The sequence below is a fragment of the Kocuria sp. JC486 genome, assembly GCF_011602805.1.
GTDB classification, from domain to species: Bacteria; Actinomycetota; Actinomycetes; order Actinomycetales; family Micrococcaceae; genus Kocuria; species Kocuria soli.
The window spans coordinates 1-15094 of record NZ_JAAOZS010000005.1; the positions used below are offsets into that span (position 1 = coordinate 1).

Consider the following 15094-nt stretch of genomic DNA (forward strand, 5'->3'; position numbering starts at 1 on the left):
CCCCCCCCCCCGAGCCGGAAAGGGACCCCCTTCCCCGAGGCTCCCACCCCCCCCGCCCCCCACACCCCCCGCGGGTCGTGGGGAGGGTGGGCGCCCGCCGTCACGGCGGCCGCGACCTTGACCTCGGTCAGCTACCGCACGGACAAGGCGTGGGCCGCAGAGGGCCCGCAACCAACACCGCACACCCAGCAGGCCTACGACCCGATCTCCTCGGACTTCGCCGCCAAGTGGACCCGCGCCGATGCGCGCCAGATCATGACGCAGCAGAACGACGAATCCGTCCCACGCGGCGAGAACTCGATGCCGGATTCCGTGACCATGCCGGAAATCCCCAAGGACTTCCCCGTCATGAATGACGAAGTCTGGGTCTGGGACACCTGGTCCCTAACCGATGAACATTCGAATCAGATGAGCTACAAGGGCTGGGACGTGATCTTCAGCCTGGTGGCACCCCGCTCCATCCCCTTCGACTCCCGGCACTGGAGCGCCAAGATCGGCTACTTCTACCGCAAGTCCACGGCAGAGCTGAACTCCTCCTGGACCTACGGCGGGCTGCTCTTCCCAGAGGACTCGTCCCTGTCCAACACCGAGTGGTCCGGCTCCACCCGCTTGATGCAGGGCAACAAGGTGCGCGTGTTCTACACAGCCACCACGTTCGGCACTCCTCGGCCGGGCACCGACGGGAAACCAGCGGTGTTGGCCACCGTGGAAGGCCGCATCAGTGCGAGCGACGACGGCGTCACGTTCGACAAGTTCGGTGAGCACGTTGAGATCGCGGAGCCCGACGGTACCTGGTACCAGACCGCCGAACAGAACCCGTCGTTCTCCTTCCGGGATCCCTTCACGTTCGAGGACCCCGCTCACCCCGGGGTCACGTTCATGCTCTTCGAAGGCGTGGGCGGAGGCGTGCTCGGCTCGGAGGAGACCCACGTGACCGAGGAGGACCTGGGCTACGTCGACGGCGACCCGTTCGCTGAGACCGTCGAGGAGGTCAACGGCATGTGCGCCCACTACCAACGTGGCAACATCGTCCTGGCCTGGGCTGATTCCAAGGATCTGACCTCGTGGACCATGCTGCCTCCGATCCTCACGGCTTACGGGGTCAACGACCAGACGGAACGCCCGCAGATGATCCTGCAGGACGGGAAGTACTACCTGTTCACCATCTCGCATCAGTTCACCTACGCGAATGGTCTTCGGGGCCCGGATGGCGTCTACGGGTTCGTCGGCGATGGCATTCGTTCGGACTTCCAGCCGCTCAACGACTCGGGCCTGGTCCTCGGATCACCGACGGACCTGAACCTGCCGGCCGATGCTCCGGAGTCCCCCACAGTCGGTCAGAACCCCCGCCAATTCCAGGCCTACTCGCATTACATCCAGCCGGGCGGGCTCATCCAGTCGTTCATCGACAACGTGGACGGGCGTCGCGGCGGCACGCTGTCTCCCACGGTGAAGGTCAACATCTCGGGCGAGACCACCGCCGTGGACTACTCGTTCGGGGACAACGGCTTGGGCCCGTACGCCTACATTCCGACCAACAAGCGCAAGGGCGGCGTCGGCCACTACAAGTGACCCGCCCGCCCTGCGTCACGCTCGGACACGAACTATGAAAGTTGCCCTCGACGATCTCAGGAATCGTCGAGGGCACCTTGTCGACTGCCGCCGATCCTCCCGTTCAAATCAACCGATCAGTTCGGCGAACCGGCGCAGGTCGACGTTCCCACCGCTCAGTACCACCCCAACCCGTCGACCTGCCAATTCCTCAGAGTTCAGGACCCAAGCCAACCCCAACGCGGCCGTGGGTTCCACGATCAGTTTCATGGACTGTGCAATCGCCCGCATCGCCTCGACCAGTTGCTCGTCACTGGCCGTGCGGACGTGAACGTTCTCCCGCTGCAGGATCCCGAAGGTGAGCGGTGCCAACGCCACGGTCTGGGCGCCGTCGGCAATGGTGCGTGGCACCTCGATGGAAACGATCCGCCCTTGTTCCAAGGAGCGCCGTGCGTCGTCTCCGACCTCGGGTTCCACCCCGATGATCTGGATGTTCGGGTCGTGTGCGTGGGCCGCCAGAGCGACGCCGGAGGTCAGGCCCCCTCCGCCGAGCGGGGTGACGATCACGTCCAGGTCGGGAATCTCTTCACACAACTCACGTCCCACCGTGGCCTGCCCTGCCACCACGTCCGGATGATCGAACGGCGGAATCAGGGCCGCGTCCTGCTCACGCGCGATGTCCTCGGCCACGCTCGTGCGGTTCTGTGTGTAGCGGTCGTACTCCACCACTCGCGCCCCGTACCCTTCCGTGGCGGCGCGCTTGACCGCTGGGGCGTCCGTGGGCATGACGATCGTGGTGGGCACGTGGTTCAGGCGTCCCGCGAGCGCGACCGCCTGGGCGTGATTACCGGAGGAAAATGCGACGACGCCGCGCGCCCCCGCTTCCTTCGCCCTGGTCACGGCGTTGTACGCGCCTCGGAACTTGAAGGCCCCGGCCCGCTGGAAGTTCTCGCACTTGAAGAACACCTCGGCTCCGGCCCACTCGTTCAATCGGGTCGAGGTCATCACGGGTGTGCGGTGGGCGATCCCGCGGAGGCGAGCAGCTGCGCCGTCGACGTCGATGAAGCTTCCGGCCAATCTGTCGCTCCCCACTATGCGGTGCCGCGGGACCCGAGCGCCGGATCCGGATGGTGCGTCCATCGTAGGAGCGTCGTCGGCCGCACAGACCATGAGTCCGTCACTTCGGCTACCAAAACCGCCGGTCTCACCTAATGTGTAGGTATGGCCCAGCTGCATGAACTCGTGACCCCGGAATCGATTCGTCTCGACGCGCGTGCGCATGACTGGCGGTCGGCAATCAGGGCGGCGGGAAAGCTTCTGGCCAAGTCAGGCGCTGGATCACCGGCGTTCACCAAGGCCATGATCAAGAACGTCGAGGAGCACGGGCCATACATCGTGATCGCACCGGGATTCGCCTTCGCCCACGCGCAAGCCCCCGATCTCGTGAGTCGGACGGCCATGTCCTGGGCGCGTCTCAAGAAGCCGGTCAAGTTCGGCAACGCCGACAACGACCCCGTCACCCTGGTTGCAGCCCTGGCCTCAGCGGACAGCACCCAACACATCCAGGCCATGCGGCAGCTCATGTCCGTGGTGGAGAACCAGGAGACCAGGCAGCAATTGGAGACTGCATCGAACGTGGACGAGTTCTTGGCGGTGCTCAAGCGACTGAACGAATGGTGAGCGCAGCCGGATGACCCGGACTCTCCGGAGTCCTCCGTCACCCCACGGGCCGTCTGCCCCAGATCGAGGCCAACAGGCCACCGGAAATGTTGTGCCATACGGAGAACACCGCGCCGGGCAGAGCAGCCTCCGGTGTGAAGTACTGAGTGGCCAACCCCGAGGCGAGCCCCGAGTTCTGCATTCCCACCTCGACCGACACCGCACGCCGAGCCGCCGGAGGGACTCGGAGCGCAGCAGCAACGGCATAACCCAGCCCGTACCCCAGGAGGTTGTGCAGCACCACGCCGATCAACAGTCCGAGCCCGGCGGTCATGAGCACCGCAGTAGATGCCGACACGACGGCGACCACCACGAAGGTGATGGCCAGGACCGAAATCCAGGGCAGGGCAGGTTCAATGCGCCGCACGAACCCGGAGAAGAACGTCCGCATGAGCAGCCCACCGACAATGGGGATCAGCACGATTTGGACCAGAGACATCGCCATGTCCCCGGCCGGAACAATGTATGCGTTCCAGCCGGTGAATGCCCCTGGCAACAGGAATGCTGCCGCGGCACCGGCAATGATCATCAACGGGAACACCGTGACGGCCAGGTGACCACCCCGACGTTGCGAATCAACAGGTTCAGTAGTCCGTGAATGGGGCATGTGGTCCTCCTACCGAGGGGATGAACTGCGCCAGCCAACGTCGCAGTTCGGGGTCGCACACGTAGACGTAGGTTCCGCTCATTCCACGGGTCAGCAACACTGAATAGATGTTGGCGATGTAACGCAGCAGGTCCTGATCGGTGGTGATCTGACCGCGCATCGTGTTGTTGCGCTTGCCCACCGCGTCTCGGTAGCTGCCGCGGTCAACAACCAATTGCTCAGAACTTGGGTCGAAACGCAGGTCCGGCCCGATGATCACTCCCGCATAGTTCAGGTCGTACCCCTGAACCGTGTGGATCGAACCAACTTCCTCGAGGGAATTGCTGGAGTTGATCCAGTCCGTGTCCGTGGAATTCCACCGCAGTCGAACGTCGTCGATCTCGATGTCGTACGCCTGACGGTCCTTACGGCTGCGCCACTCCCAGGCGTACCCGGCGACCATCCGTGACAAGCCGAACTGTTCATCGCAGTCCCGAACACGCTGCACCATGTCGCCGAGTCGCTCGAACATCACGAATTCGTAATCGCCAAAACTCTCTGACGATTGCGGTGCCTCAGAGTTCATCAGTCGCCGAACGTAGCGGATGTAGTCACGACCACCTGTGGCACGCATTTGAGTGTGCAGGGGATGACGCCGATCGGCCGTGTTGACAATGGCCTGCAGATCCACGGACGGGATGTCCTGAGGCCGGACGCTCTGCTCGGGGTCGAGCATCAGAACAGTGTGTCGGGACTTGGCGCGAATCCAGTCCAGCTGGGTCTTCTCTGCATCCATCTCACCGAACAGGTCAGTGGTGATCTCCTTGAACTTTTTGGTCAACGTCCCGTGGGCCTGGGCCGCCAGTTGAGTGAGCCGATGCGCCTCGTCGACGATCAAGACATCGAAGTCCTCCCGACTCTGGCCCACCTCAAAGGCGCTCAGTACAGGCACCTCTCGCAGAGCCGGGACCGTGGCGAACACCCGTTTGATCGACTTACGCAGGGACTGCTGCGGAACCACCAGGCCCACACGCATGTCCTGGAACAACTCTCGAGTCGAATCATCGAAGAATTCGGAGAACATCTCATCGGGATCCGGGTCGTCCACGGTGCCACGCTCAGCAACGTCCCGGATGAGTTTGAGCAAATAGATGCCCACGACGGTCTTACCGGTTCCGGGCTCGCCCTGAATCACTGACAATGTGCTGGTCGACCCCTCCAGATCGTCGATCAATCCCGTCATGATCTCGGAGACCGCCGCCGCTTGATCGTGGTTCAACGACTTGAACGGCGAGAGCTTGAACAAGTCGCTGTTCTCGATCTCAGGGATGGATCTGGTGAAGACCCCCTTGCCTCGCAGATGCTCGAAGATCTCCTCGAACGCCTCTTGGTAGTGCGGACGCATGTAGTACTCGGCATCAACAATGCCGTTGTTACGGTTCAGAACCCGGTACCTGCCGTCCCCCGACAACCATCTGATCAGCGCAGACTCAAGATCCCAGCACACGGATTTGTTGAAGGTGTCGTCCAGGACCATGCGTATGGTGGTCAGGTTCTGGCGCCGTTCGTCTTCCCTGTGCTGCCGCATGCGATTGACGCCGTGGATGGTCTCACCCACATAGATCTCGCGGCCGTTGTCCAAGGTGTAGACCAGGGGCCAACTGAGGATTCGCGGGTCTTTCCTGGCAGCATTGGTGATCCCGTCGTGAGTGAAGTCAAACGTCTCCACCTCAAAGCTGGTCATACTTGGTGCTCCTGCCCCGCGCCTTGTGTATCGGATATTTGTCCCGGGTCAGAGCCAGTTTGCGGAGAATGATCTCCTCCGGGTCCACGCCGAGGCGGTCAGCCAACAAGAGCGCATAGGTGAGCACATCGGCCAGTTCGGCTTCGACGTCGTGTTGCTCAACGTCAGCTCCCCCACTGATAGCACTCGAGGAGTTCACCGGCCTCGATCGCGATGGACTTGGCCAGGTTTTCCGGCGTGTGGAATTGAGCCCAGTCCCGCTCGTCCACGAATTGCCGGAGCTGGTTCAGCACGCCTTCGGTAGCCACGGAGCCAACGTAACACCGGGCACGGCGACGATTCGGCGGCCGGAGATCGACCACAGATAGTGTGCAGCCATGGATTCCATCGACTTGGAGGCTCAGCCAAATGTGGCGGCCGAACTGTGCCTGAGTGCGCAGGCCCGAGTCCTCAGCTCTGTCGAACGTCTCAGCGATCACGAGGTTGCCGAACCGAGCGCGTTACCTTCGTGGAGCAGAGCACACGTGATCACGCACCTTGCACGCAACGCAGACGGCCACCGGAGACGCCTGAATGGGGCGCTGGCCGGCGTGGACACCCCCCGGTATGCAAACGGTTCACTGCAGCGCAATCAGGAAATCGAGGTCGGCGCTCACCGAAGTGCCGATGAGCTCGTAACCGACCTGGCGCAGTCTCAGGAGTTGTTGGCGAACACTCTGAGGCAGTGCATGGAGGCTGACTGGACCAATGCGGAATACATGGCCACGGACACCTACCCGGTGCGGGGCTGTCCAGCGCGTCGGTTGCGCGAGCTGGAGATGCACCACGTTGACCTGGACACCGGTTACACGCCCATGGATTGGCCTTCCATCTATGTGGACTGGGATCTTGCCAACCTCCTGAACACTGTGTCGAACCGGATGCCGGAACGGTTGCAACGGCAGAGTTTCCTTGCCTGGCTCTCCGGTCGCGGCGATATTGACCCCCGATGGGCATTGCGCCCGTGGGCCTAGGGACACCCGCTGATCTGCGCCAGCTGTTGCGCCCACCCATGCCCATCCCGCGCATGACTCCGTAGGCTGTACCCATGGCCACGCTGCATGAACTGGTGACACCCGATTCCATCCGCCTCGATGTCCGTGCCGCCGACTGGCACGACGCCATGAGGACCGTCGGTGAGGTCCTGGTGTCAGCCGGCATCAGTGACGACTCCTACACGGAATCGATGATCCACAACGTCGAGGAGCACGGGCCGTACATCGTGGTCTCCCCCGGATTCGCTTTTGCCCACGCCCGGGCGAACGACGACGTCCACCACACCGGGATGGCCTGGATCCGGTTGGCCGAACCAGTGGAGTTCGGCCATGAATCCAACGACCCCGTCACCCTGATTGCATCACTGGCAGCCATGAACAGTTCCTCACACATCGCGGCCACCCAGCAGCTGGCCACGCTCATGGCCGATCCCACAAAGCGCACAGCCCTCGCAACCGCAGCAACTCCCGAGCAGTTCCACGCCGCACTCATGTAGCGGCAACTACGGTGGGTGCATGGCAACGCTGCATGAATTGACCCGCCTCGACTCCATCCGGCTGGACGTTCAGGCCGCTGACTGGCGCGCGGCCATCACGACCGCGGGCCGGCTCCTGGAGACCGACGGCGTCAGTTCTGGGCATTACACGGACGCCATGGTCCGCAATGTCGAGGACAACGGCCCGTACATCGTGGTCTCCCCCGGGTTCGCCTTCGCTCACGCCCGCCCGAACGACGACGTCCATCGAACCGGCATGGCCTGGATCCGCCTCGACGAGCCCGTGGCGTTCGGCCACGAGTCCAACGATCCCGTCACCCTGGTGGCCGCCCTGGCCGCCGTCGACAGCTCGGCTCACCTGACCGCCATGCAGCAACTGGCCCAGGCTCTGGGGGACGCTGACACACGGGAGGCCCTCGAGTCCGCGACCACCCCCGGCCAGTTCCACGACGCCCTCGCTGCCGTGACCCCCAAAGCCCAGGGATCGACGACGGCGGCAGCAGCCACCGGCGCTACCGCCGCCAGCACACAAGGGGCGGCGGGCGAAGACGTCTCCGCCCCCACCCACGCGACCAAGGACCACATCCTCACGGTGTGCGGCAACGGCCTGGGCACCAGCCTCTTCCTCAAGAACACGCTGGAGAAGGTCCTGGACCAGTGGGGCTGGGGGCCGTACCTGACGGTCGAGGCCACGGACACCATCTCCGCCAAGGGCAAGGCCAAGGACGCGGACCTGATCATGACCTCCGGGGAGATTGCGCGAACCCTGGGGGACCCGGGCATCCCCGTGAAAGTCATCTCGAACTTCACCAGCACCGAGGAGATCGACGCGGCGCTGCGGGATTCCTACGACGTCTGAGTCCCACCACAGGACTCCACCACCTTCTTCAACACCACTTGACAGGGGAGAACGATGAACTGGCTGGTCGCAGCTGCACAGTTCCTGGTCAACGAGATCCTTTCGGTTCCCGCGTTCCTGATCGGCATCATCACCGCGGTGGGCCTGATCGCCCTGCGCAAGAGCGCGGGTCAGGTCATCGGCGGGGCCATCAAGGCCACGTTGGGATTCCTGCTCATCGGCGCCGGCGCCACGCTGGTGGTCGCTTCGCTGGACCCCCTCGGGGTGATGATCCAGGGAGCCACCGGCGCGCAAGGCGTGGTCCCGACCAATGAGGCCATCGCCGGAATCGCCCAGGCCGAGTACGGCGGACAGGTCGCGTGGCTCATGATCCTGGGCTTCGTGATCTCGCTGCTGCTGGCGAGGTTCACCCCGTTGCGCTACGTGTTCCTCACGGGTCACCACGTGTTGTTCATGGCCACCATGCTCACGATCATCCTGGCCACCGCCGGATACGGGGGCGCCGTCGTCGTGATCGTGGGAGCGCTCCTGTTGGGAATCCTGATGGTCTCCCTGCCCGCGTTGGCACATCCCTGGACCCGCAGGATCACGGGGGACGACAGCATCGCGATCGGCCACTTCGGCACCGCCGGGTACATCGCCGCGGGCGCCACGGGTCGGTTGGTGGGGCGCAACAGCCCGTCGTCGGAGGACCTGAAACTGCCCGAAGGGCTGCGGTTCCTCCGCGACTCCATGGTGGCCACCGCGCTGTCCATGGCCCTGATGTACGTGGTCCTGGCCGTGCTGTTCATGGCTCGCGCAGGCACGGAAGCCGCCTTCCAGGCATTCGAAGGCGGGGCCACGGGCGTGGGCAACTACCTCATGACCTCGGTGACCTACGGCCTGCAGTTCGGTGTGGCGGTCGCCGTGATCCTGTTCGGCGTGCGGACCATCCTGGGTGAGCTGGTCCCGGCCTTCCAGGGCATCGCCGCCAAGGTCGTCCCCGGCGCCATCCCCGCACTGGACGCCCCGATCGTGTTCCCCTACGCCCAGAACGCCGTGCTGCTGGGCTTCACCTCGAGCTTCGCCGGGGGCCTGGTGGGGCTGGCCGTCCTGTCGGCGTGGTTGAACCCGGCCTTCGGGATCGCGTTGATCCTGCCCGGCCTGGTCCCCCACTTCTTCACGGGTGGCGCGGCCGGCGTCTACGGCAACGCCACGGGTGGTCGGCGAGGTGCCGTGGCGGGAGGGTTCGTCAACGGTCTGATCATCACCTTCCTGCCCGCGTTCCTGCTCTCCGTCCTGGGTGCTTTCGGGGGCGAGAACACGACCTTCGGCGACGCCGACTTCGGCTGGTTCGGCCTGGCGGTCGGATCGGCGGCCAAGCTGGGCGCGGTCGGCGGCTTGGTCTTGGTGCTTGCCATCGGACTGCTGGTCCTGGGTGCAGCAATCCTGGTCCAGCTCAAGGTGGTCAACCGTGGTTGGGATCCGGCACCCGGGCGACCGCGGACAGCAAGTGCACAGAGCGACGACGACGCCCCGTCCGGGCCGACCCCGGTTCGGAGCTACGCCAAGATCCCGCCGCCCGCGGGAGCTCCGGCGCCGCCGCCACGCAGTCGTTAGGCCGCCCGCCCAGACCATCTCAGCCACCAATGGCCACAAATACCAAGTCGCCTGTGCGACCTGCTTCACGTGGTTTAGATTGAGTCCATGGCTCGGTTCAGCTTCCTGGAGTGGCCGGTGGTGCGGCAACTGCGCACCGCCGATTCCACGGCGCGCAGTTCCGCCACGGTGTCCGAGCACACCCGTGAACTGACCTCTCGCAACGCCACCGCCGACCGCGTGGTGCAAAGCGTCTGCCCCTACTGCGCGGTGGGCTGCGGGCAGAAGGTGTACGTCAAGGACGAGAAGGTCATCCAGATCGAAGGTGACCCGGACTCTCCGATCTCCCGCGGCCGTCTGTGCCCCAAGGGCGCGGCCAGCGAGCAACTGGTCAACGCCCCCGGCCGCCAGTACGAGGTTCTCTACCGGGCTCCGCGGGCCAAGGACTGGCAGAAGCTGGACCTGGAACAGGCCGTGGAGATGGTGGCCGACCGCTTCCTGGAGGCACGCCGCAACAAGTGGCAGGACGCGGACCACAAGGGCCGCAGACTCAACCGCACCATGGGCATCGCCGCCCTGGGCGGTGCCACGTTGGACAACGAAGAGAACTACCTGATCAAGAAACTCTTCACCGCCGCGGGAGCCATACAGATCGAGAACCAGGCGCGTATTTGACACTCCGCCACCGTTCCCAGTTTGGGAACTTCTTTTGGCCGCGGCGGAGCCACACAATCGCTGCAAGACATGGCGAATGCGGACTGCATCGTCATCCAGGGTTCCAACATGGCGGAGTGCCATCCGGTCGGATTCCAGTGGGTTGCTGAAGCCAAGGCTCGCGGTGCCCGCGTCATCCACGTGGACCCCCGGTTCACGCGTACCTCAGCCTCCGCGGATCGGCACGTCCCCATCCGCGCAGGTTCCGACGTCGTGCTCCTGGGTGCGCTGATCAACCATGTCCTCCAGAACGACCTCTGGTTCAAGGAGTACGTCACCTCGTACACCAACGCGCCCTTCCTGATCTCCGACGACTTCAAGGACACCGAGGACCTGGACGGCCTGTTCTCCGGGTACGACCCCGAAACCGGGCACTACGACCGCTCGTCGTGGGCGTACAAGACCGACGACGACGCCGGTGCGGAGCCCGAGCACGGCGCTTCCGCCAGTGGCCGCGCCGAAGGTGAATCGCACGGCAGCGGTGGCCCGCCCGTGGCCAAACGTCCCATGCGGGACGACACCCTGCAGGACCCGCGTACGGTCTTCCAGATCCTCAAGCGCCACTACAGCCGCTACACACCGGAGATGGTGCAGGAGACCTGTGGAGTCTCCGTGGAGGACTTCGAGTACCTGGCGCGTTCGATCACCGAGAACTCCGGACGTGACCGCACCACGTGCTTCGCCTACGCGGTGGGTTGGACGCAGCACACGCTGGGTGCCCAGTTCATTCGCACGGCATCGATCCTGCAGCTGCTGCTGGGCAACATGGGTCGTCCGGGTGGCGGCATCATGGCGTTGCGCGGCCACGCCAGCATCCAGGGGTCCACGGACATCCCCACACTGTTCAACATCCTCCCGGGCTACCTCCCGATGCCCACGGTGGACATGGAGACCTTCCAGGACTACCTGGACTCGATCGCCTCCAAGCAGCAGAAGGGTTTCTGGGCCAACGCCGACGCCTATTCGGTGAGCCTGCTCAAGGCCTGGTGGGGAGAGGCATCGCAGCCCGAGAACAACTGGGCCTACGACTACATCCCACGCCTGACCGGCCCGCACGGCACCTACCAGACGCTCGAAGCCATGATGCGCGACGAGGTCGAGGGGTACTTCATCCTGGGCCAGAACCCCGCCGTGGGCTCCGCGAACGGCCGCATGCAGCGCATGGGCATGTCCCACCTCAAGTGGCTGGTGGTGCGCGACCTCAACATGATCGAATCCGCCACCTGGTGGAAGGACGGCCCGGAGATCGCATCCGGGGAGATGCGCACGGAGGACATCGAGACGGAGGTCTTCTTCTTCCCCGCCGCCACGCACGTGGAGAAGTCGGGCACGTTCACCCAGACCCAACGCCTGTTGCAGTGGCGCCACCAGGCCGTCACACCGCCGGGCGACTGCCAGAGCGAGCTCAAGTTCTTCCACGACCTCGGTCAACGCATCCGCGCCAAGCTGGCAGATTCGGAGGATCCCAGGGATCGACCGCTGCTCGACCTCACCTGGGACTACCCGCTGCACGACGACGGCGACCCCAGCTCCGAGGCGGTGCTCGCCGAGATCAACGGTCGCTTCCTGACGGGAGAGGACGCCGGTAAGCCGCTGTCCACGTTCAACCAGATGAAGCCGGACGGCTCCACCTCCGGTGGCTGCTGGATCTACACCGGCGTGTACGCGGACGGGATCAACCACGCCGCGGACCGCATGCCGGGCCAGGAACAGGACCAGATCGCCTCCAAGTGGGGCTGGGCCTGGCCGGCCAATCGACGGATCCTGTACAACCGCGCGTCGGCGGACCCGGAGGGCAAGCCGTGGAGTGAGCGCAAGAAGCTCATCTGGTGGGACCAGGACGCGGGCCGGTGGACCGGTCCTGACGTTCCGGACTTCCCCGTGGATCGTGCGCCCGGCACCGTCCCCGACCCCGACGCCGGGGGCCCCGCTGCCCTGGCCGGTGACGATCCGTTCATCATGCAGTCCGACGGCAAGGGCTGGTTGTTCGCGCCCAAGGGGATGGTCGACGGGCCGCTGCCCGCGCACTACGAGGCGCAGGAGTCGCCCGTGGTCAACCCGTTGTACCCGCAACAGCCCAGCCCCACCCGCGAGCTGTTTCCACGCGGGGACAACCTCACCGCCCCCAGCTACGGGCAGGCCGGCAACGAGGTCTACCCGTACATGTTCACCACGTACCGGTTGACCGAGCAGCACACCGCCGGCGGCATGAGCCGTTGGCTCCCCTACCTGGCCGAACTGCAGCCGGAGATGTTCTGTGAGATCTCGGCAGAACTCGCTGAGGAGCGTGGCCTGGAACCCTACGGATGGGCCACCCTGGTCTCCCCACGCGCCGTGATCGAGGCCAAGGTGTTGGTCACCGACCGCGTGGTCTCCCTGGACGTCGCAGGGCGCCGGATCCACCAGATCGGGCTGCCCTATCACTGGGGTGTGGGTTCGGACGCCGTCGTGACCGGTGACTCGGCCAACGACCTCATGGGCATCACGCTGGATCCGAACGTCCACATCCAGGAATCCAAGGTGGGAATGTGTGACATCCGGCCGGGCCGCAGGCCCCGCGGGGAAGCCGCCACCCGGCTCGTGTCCGAGTACCAGCAGCGGGCCGGTCTGACCGTGGAGACTGGTAATGAGCGGGTCACGGACCCCGACCTCGAGTTGCGGAAGGACGACCCCTCATGACCTCCGAGCCGGTTCAGCAGCGGCCGAACCCCACGGGGGACGCGCACTACGACCACCCGCACTCCCGGCGCGGGTTCTTCACTGACACCTCGATCTGCATCGGCTGCAAGGCCTGTGAGGTCGCGTGCAAGGAGTGGAACCGTAATCCCGCCGACGGTGACTACGAAATTCTGGGCTCGTCCTACGACAACACGGGCGCTCTGGGCGCCGACACCTGGCGACACGTCGCGTTCATCGAGCAGGACCGCGAGCGCATCGAAGAAGCCAGGGAGTCGGGCCGGAAGCTCGTGGACTTGGGGATGCCGCAGGTGGGCCCACCGCAGGAACGGGGTGTGGCGGACGGCGCAGCGTCGTCGTCCGCCACCCACACGCCGGACACACCGGAGTTCCGCTGGCTCATGTCCTCTGACGTGTGCAAACACTGCACCAACGCGGGATGCCTGGACGTGTGCCCCACGGGTGCGCTGTTCCGCACCGAATACGGCACGGTGGTGGTCCAGGAAGACATCTGCAACGGCTGCGGCACGTGTGTGGCAGGGTGCCCGTTCGGTGTGATCGAACGCCGCGAGGACGGCCTGGTCAGCACCCCCGCCGGCCGCGAGATGCCGGACACGGTCAAGAAGCCGCAGAACGGCGTCGCCCAGAAATGCACCCTCTGCTACGACCGCATGAAGGACGACGAAACCCCGGCCTGCGCCAAGACCTGCCCCACCACGTCCATCAAGTACGGCGAGCGCGAGGACATGCTGGCGGCCGCGCACGAACGCGTGGCCCAGTTGCACGAGCAGGGCATGACCGAAGCACGGCTCTACGGCGCGAATCCCGACGACGGCGTGGGCGGCACGGGATCGATCTTCCTGCTGCTGGACGAACCCGAGGTCTACGGCCTGCCACCTGACCCGCGGGTTCCGACCGCCGACCTGGCGCACACGTTCAAGCGCGCCGGTGTGGCCATGGCGGGGATGGCGTTGGCCACCGCCACGGCCTTCATGGTGGGTGGGCGTCGATGACGGCCTCCGAGTTCGACAGCTACCGGCCTCCGGAGCCGCCCCGTCGTCGTCGGGGCTCCGGCAAGGGACGACGGCGCGCGGCGGGTTCGGGTTGGCTGCGGCGCGGTGCCGAGGGTGCACGCGAGATGCCCGTGGTGCCGGATGCCGAGGTGGAGCCGTATTCGTCGTACTACGGCCGCCCGGTGGTCAAGGCCCCACCGTGGAAGAAGGAGATTGCCACCTACCTGTTCCTGGGTGGTGTGGCCGGTGGTTCCGGGCTCCTGGCCTTCGGCGCTCAGCTGACGGATCGACCTGTACTGCGGCGCAATGCCCGTCTCTCCGCCCTGACCACGGTGGGCGTGGGCAGCTTGGCCCTGGTGGCCGATCTCGGCCGCCCGGAGAGGTTCCTGAACATGCTCCGAACGATCAAGCCGACCTCTCCCATGAGTCTGGGGTCGTGGGTTCTGGCGGGCTTCGGCACCAGCTCGGGGATTGCGGCCGCCGGGGAGGTGGACCGCCTGTTGGGCGAACGTCTCCCGTTGCGTCCGCTCCGGGCCGTCCTGCACGGGGCCGAGCCCGCGGCAGGAGCCATGATGGGTGTGCTGGGCGCCCCACTTGCCGGGTACACGGCCGTCCTGCTCTCGGACACGGCCATGCCCACGTGGAACGCCGCCGGTGAGGACCTGCCGTTCCTGTTCGTGAGTTCGGCCGCGTTGGCTGCCAGTGGCTTGGCCATGATCACCACGCCGGTTGAAGAAACCGGTCCCGCTCAGGCTCTCGCCGTCCTGGGCGTCGCAGGTGACCTGGTCGCCGAACCCGTCATGGTCAGCCGGATGGACCCCGTGGCAGCGGAACCTCTGCACCGGGGAACACCCGGTCAGCTGCTCTCCTGGAGCAAGCGGCTGGCAATCGCCGGTGGCGTGGGAACTCTGCTGGGCGGGCGCAATCGGTGGGTGGCCGCCGCCTCCGGTGCCGCCCTGCTCACGTCCTCTGCACTGACCCGATTCGGAGTGTTCCAGGCGGGGATCAACTCCGCCAAGGATCCGCGCTACACGATCGAGCCGCAGCGGCGGCGTCTCGAGGCCCGGCGCGCTGCGGGCCAGACCGGCGATTCCATCACCACCGCGGTCTGATCCACCCGCCG

The 15094-nt window shown here is 65.4% G+C and carries 12 protein-coding genes and 1 pseudogene; 9 read left to right on the top strand and 4 right to left on the bottom strand.

What is annotated here, in order from left to right; genetic code table 11:
- Positions 1-117: 117 nt before the first annotated feature.
- Positions 118-1572: a glycoside hydrolase family 68 protein gene (locus GWK18_RS04235; protein WP_166833401.1), complete on the top strand. Its 1455-nt coding sequence runs from the start codon at positions 118-120 to the stop codon at positions 1570-1572.
- A 108-nt stretch (positions 1573-1680) separates the two neighbouring features.
- Here GWK18_RS04235 and GWK18_RS04240 read toward each other — a convergent pair whose 3' ends face one another.
- Positions 1681-2628 carry a pyridoxal-phosphate dependent enzyme gene (locus tag GWK18_RS04240; protein ID WP_245192842.1) on the bottom strand — a complete coding sequence of 316 codons (948 nt, stop codon included), beginning with the start codon at positions 2626-2628 and terminating at the stop codon, positions 1681-1683.
- A 144-nt stretch (positions 2629-2772) separates the two neighbouring features.
- Between GWK18_RS04240 and GWK18_RS04245 the strand changes: the two genes are divergently transcribed.
- Positions 2773-3231, top strand: a complete 459-nt coding sequence (locus GWK18_RS04245) for a PTS sugar transporter subunit IIA (protein WP_166833405.1) — start codon at positions 2773-2775, stop codon at positions 3229-3231.
- A 37-nt stretch (positions 3232-3268) separates the two neighbouring features.
- On the opposite strand, the gene GWK18_RS04250 is transcribed toward GWK18_RS04245, so the two are convergent.
- The 3 genes and pseudogenes from GWK18_RS04250 to GWK18_RS04260 form a co-directional block, all read right to left on the bottom strand.
- Positions 3269-3877, bottom strand: coding sequence for a bile acid:sodium symporter family protein (locus tag GWK18_RS04250; RefSeq protein ID WP_166833407.1), 609 nt, complete (start codon positions 3875-3877; stop codon positions 3269-3271).
- Positions 3855-5600 (bottom strand): DUF2075 domain-containing protein, encoded by a 1746-nt coding sequence (locus GWK18_RS04255; RefSeq protein ID WP_166833409.1) that lies wholly within the window; start codon positions 5598-5600, stop codon positions 3855-3857. The genes GWK18_RS04250 and GWK18_RS04255 overlap by 23 nt, the downstream gene beginning before the upstream one ends.
- Positions 5587-5908: pseudogene (locus GWK18_RS04260) on the bottom strand (nucleotide pyrophosphohydrolase). The gene GWK18_RS04255 and the pseudogene GWK18_RS04260 overlap by 14 nt, the downstream one beginning before the upstream one ends.
- A gap of 69 nt (positions 5909-5977) precedes the next feature.
- Here GWK18_RS04260 and GWK18_RS04265 point away from each other — a divergent pair.
- The 7 genes from GWK18_RS04265 to nrfD all read left to right on the top strand — a co-directional run bounded on the left by GWK18_RS04265 (position 5978) and on the right by nrfD (position 15083).
- Positions 5978-6613: a maleylpyruvate isomerase N-terminal domain-containing protein gene (locus GWK18_RS04265; RefSeq protein ID WP_166833411.1), complete on the top strand. Its 636-nt coding sequence runs from the start codon at positions 5978-5980 to the stop codon at positions 6611-6613.
- A 74-nt stretch (positions 6614-6687) separates the two neighbouring features.
- The gene (locus GWK18_RS04270; protein ID WP_123824418.1) at positions 6688-7131 is read left to right on the top strand and encodes a PTS sugar transporter subunit IIA; all 444 of its coding nucleotides are present in this window, start codon (positions 6688-6690) and stop codon (positions 7129-7131) included.
- 19 nt (positions 7132-7150) lie between these two features.
- Positions 7151-7990, top strand: coding sequence for a PTS sugar transporter subunit IIA (locus GWK18_RS04275; protein ID WP_166833413.1), 840 nt, complete (start codon positions 7151-7153; stop codon positions 7988-7990).
- Between the two features lie 54 nt (positions 7991-8044).
- Complete coding sequence (locus GWK18_RS04280) at positions 8045-9589, top strand: PTS ascorbate transporter subunit IIC (RefSeq protein WP_123824416.1); 1545 nt, start codon at positions 8045-8047, stop codon at positions 9587-9589.
- Between the two features lie 87 nt (positions 9590-9676).
- Positions 9677-12961 carry a formate dehydrogenase gene (fdh, locus tag GWK18_RS04290; RefSeq protein WP_245192844.1) on the top strand — a complete coding sequence of 1095 codons (3285 nt, stop codon included), beginning with the start codon at positions 9677-9679 and terminating at the stop codon, positions 12959-12961.
- Entirely contained in the window at positions 12958-13971 is a 1014-nt protein-coding gene (locus GWK18_RS04295) for a 4Fe-4S dicluster domain-containing protein (RefSeq protein WP_123824413.1), read from the top strand. The genes fdh and GWK18_RS04295 overlap by 4 nt, the downstream gene beginning before the upstream one ends.
- Positions 13968-15083, top strand: coding sequence for an NrfD/PsrC family molybdoenzyme membrane anchor subunit (gene nrfD / locus GWK18_RS04300; RefSeq protein WP_166833419.1), 1116 nt, complete (start codon positions 13968-13970; stop codon positions 15081-15083). The genes GWK18_RS04295 and nrfD overlap by 4 nt, the downstream gene beginning before the upstream one ends.
- Positions 15084-15094: the final 11 nt, after the last annotated feature.

What these genes read in the sequence shown, in the direction of transcription:
- GWK18_RS04245 (WP_166833405.1), top strand. Translation starts at nt 2,773, where the DNA reads ATGGCCCAGCTGCATGAACTCGTGACCCCGGAATCGATTCGTCTCGAC.
- GWK18_RS04250 (WP_166833407.1), bottom strand. Translation starts at nt 3,877, where the DNA reads ATGCCCCATTCACGGACTACTGAACCTGTTGATTCGCAACGTCGGGGT.
- GWK18_RS04255 (WP_166833409.1), bottom strand. Translation starts at nt 5,600, where the DNA reads ATGACCAGCTTTGAGGTGGAGACGTTTGACTTCACTCACGACGGGATC.
- GWK18_RS04265 (WP_166833411.1), top strand. Translation starts at nt 5,978, where the DNA reads ATGGATTCCATCGACTTGGAGGCTCAGCCAAATGTGGCGGCCGAACTG.
- GWK18_RS04270 (WP_123824418.1), top strand. Translation starts at nt 6,688, where the DNA reads ATGGCCACGCTGCATGAACTGGTGACACCCGATTCCATCCGCCTCGAT.
- GWK18_RS04275 (WP_166833413.1), top strand. Translation starts at nt 7,151, where the DNA reads ATGGCAACGCTGCATGAATTGACCCGCCTCGACTCCATCCGGCTGGAC.
- GWK18_RS04280 (WP_123824416.1), top strand. Translation starts at nt 8,045, where the DNA reads ATGAACTGGCTGGTCGCAGCTGCACAGTTCCTGGTCAACGAGATCCTT.
- GWK18_RS04295 (WP_123824413.1), top strand. Translation starts at nt 12,958, where the DNA reads ATGACCTCCGAGCCGGTTCAGCAGCGGCCGAACCCCACGGGGGACGCG.
- nrfD (WP_166833419.1), top strand. Translation starts at nt 13,968, where the DNA reads ATGACGGCCTCCGAGTTCGACAGCTACCGGCCTCCGGAGCCGCCCCGT.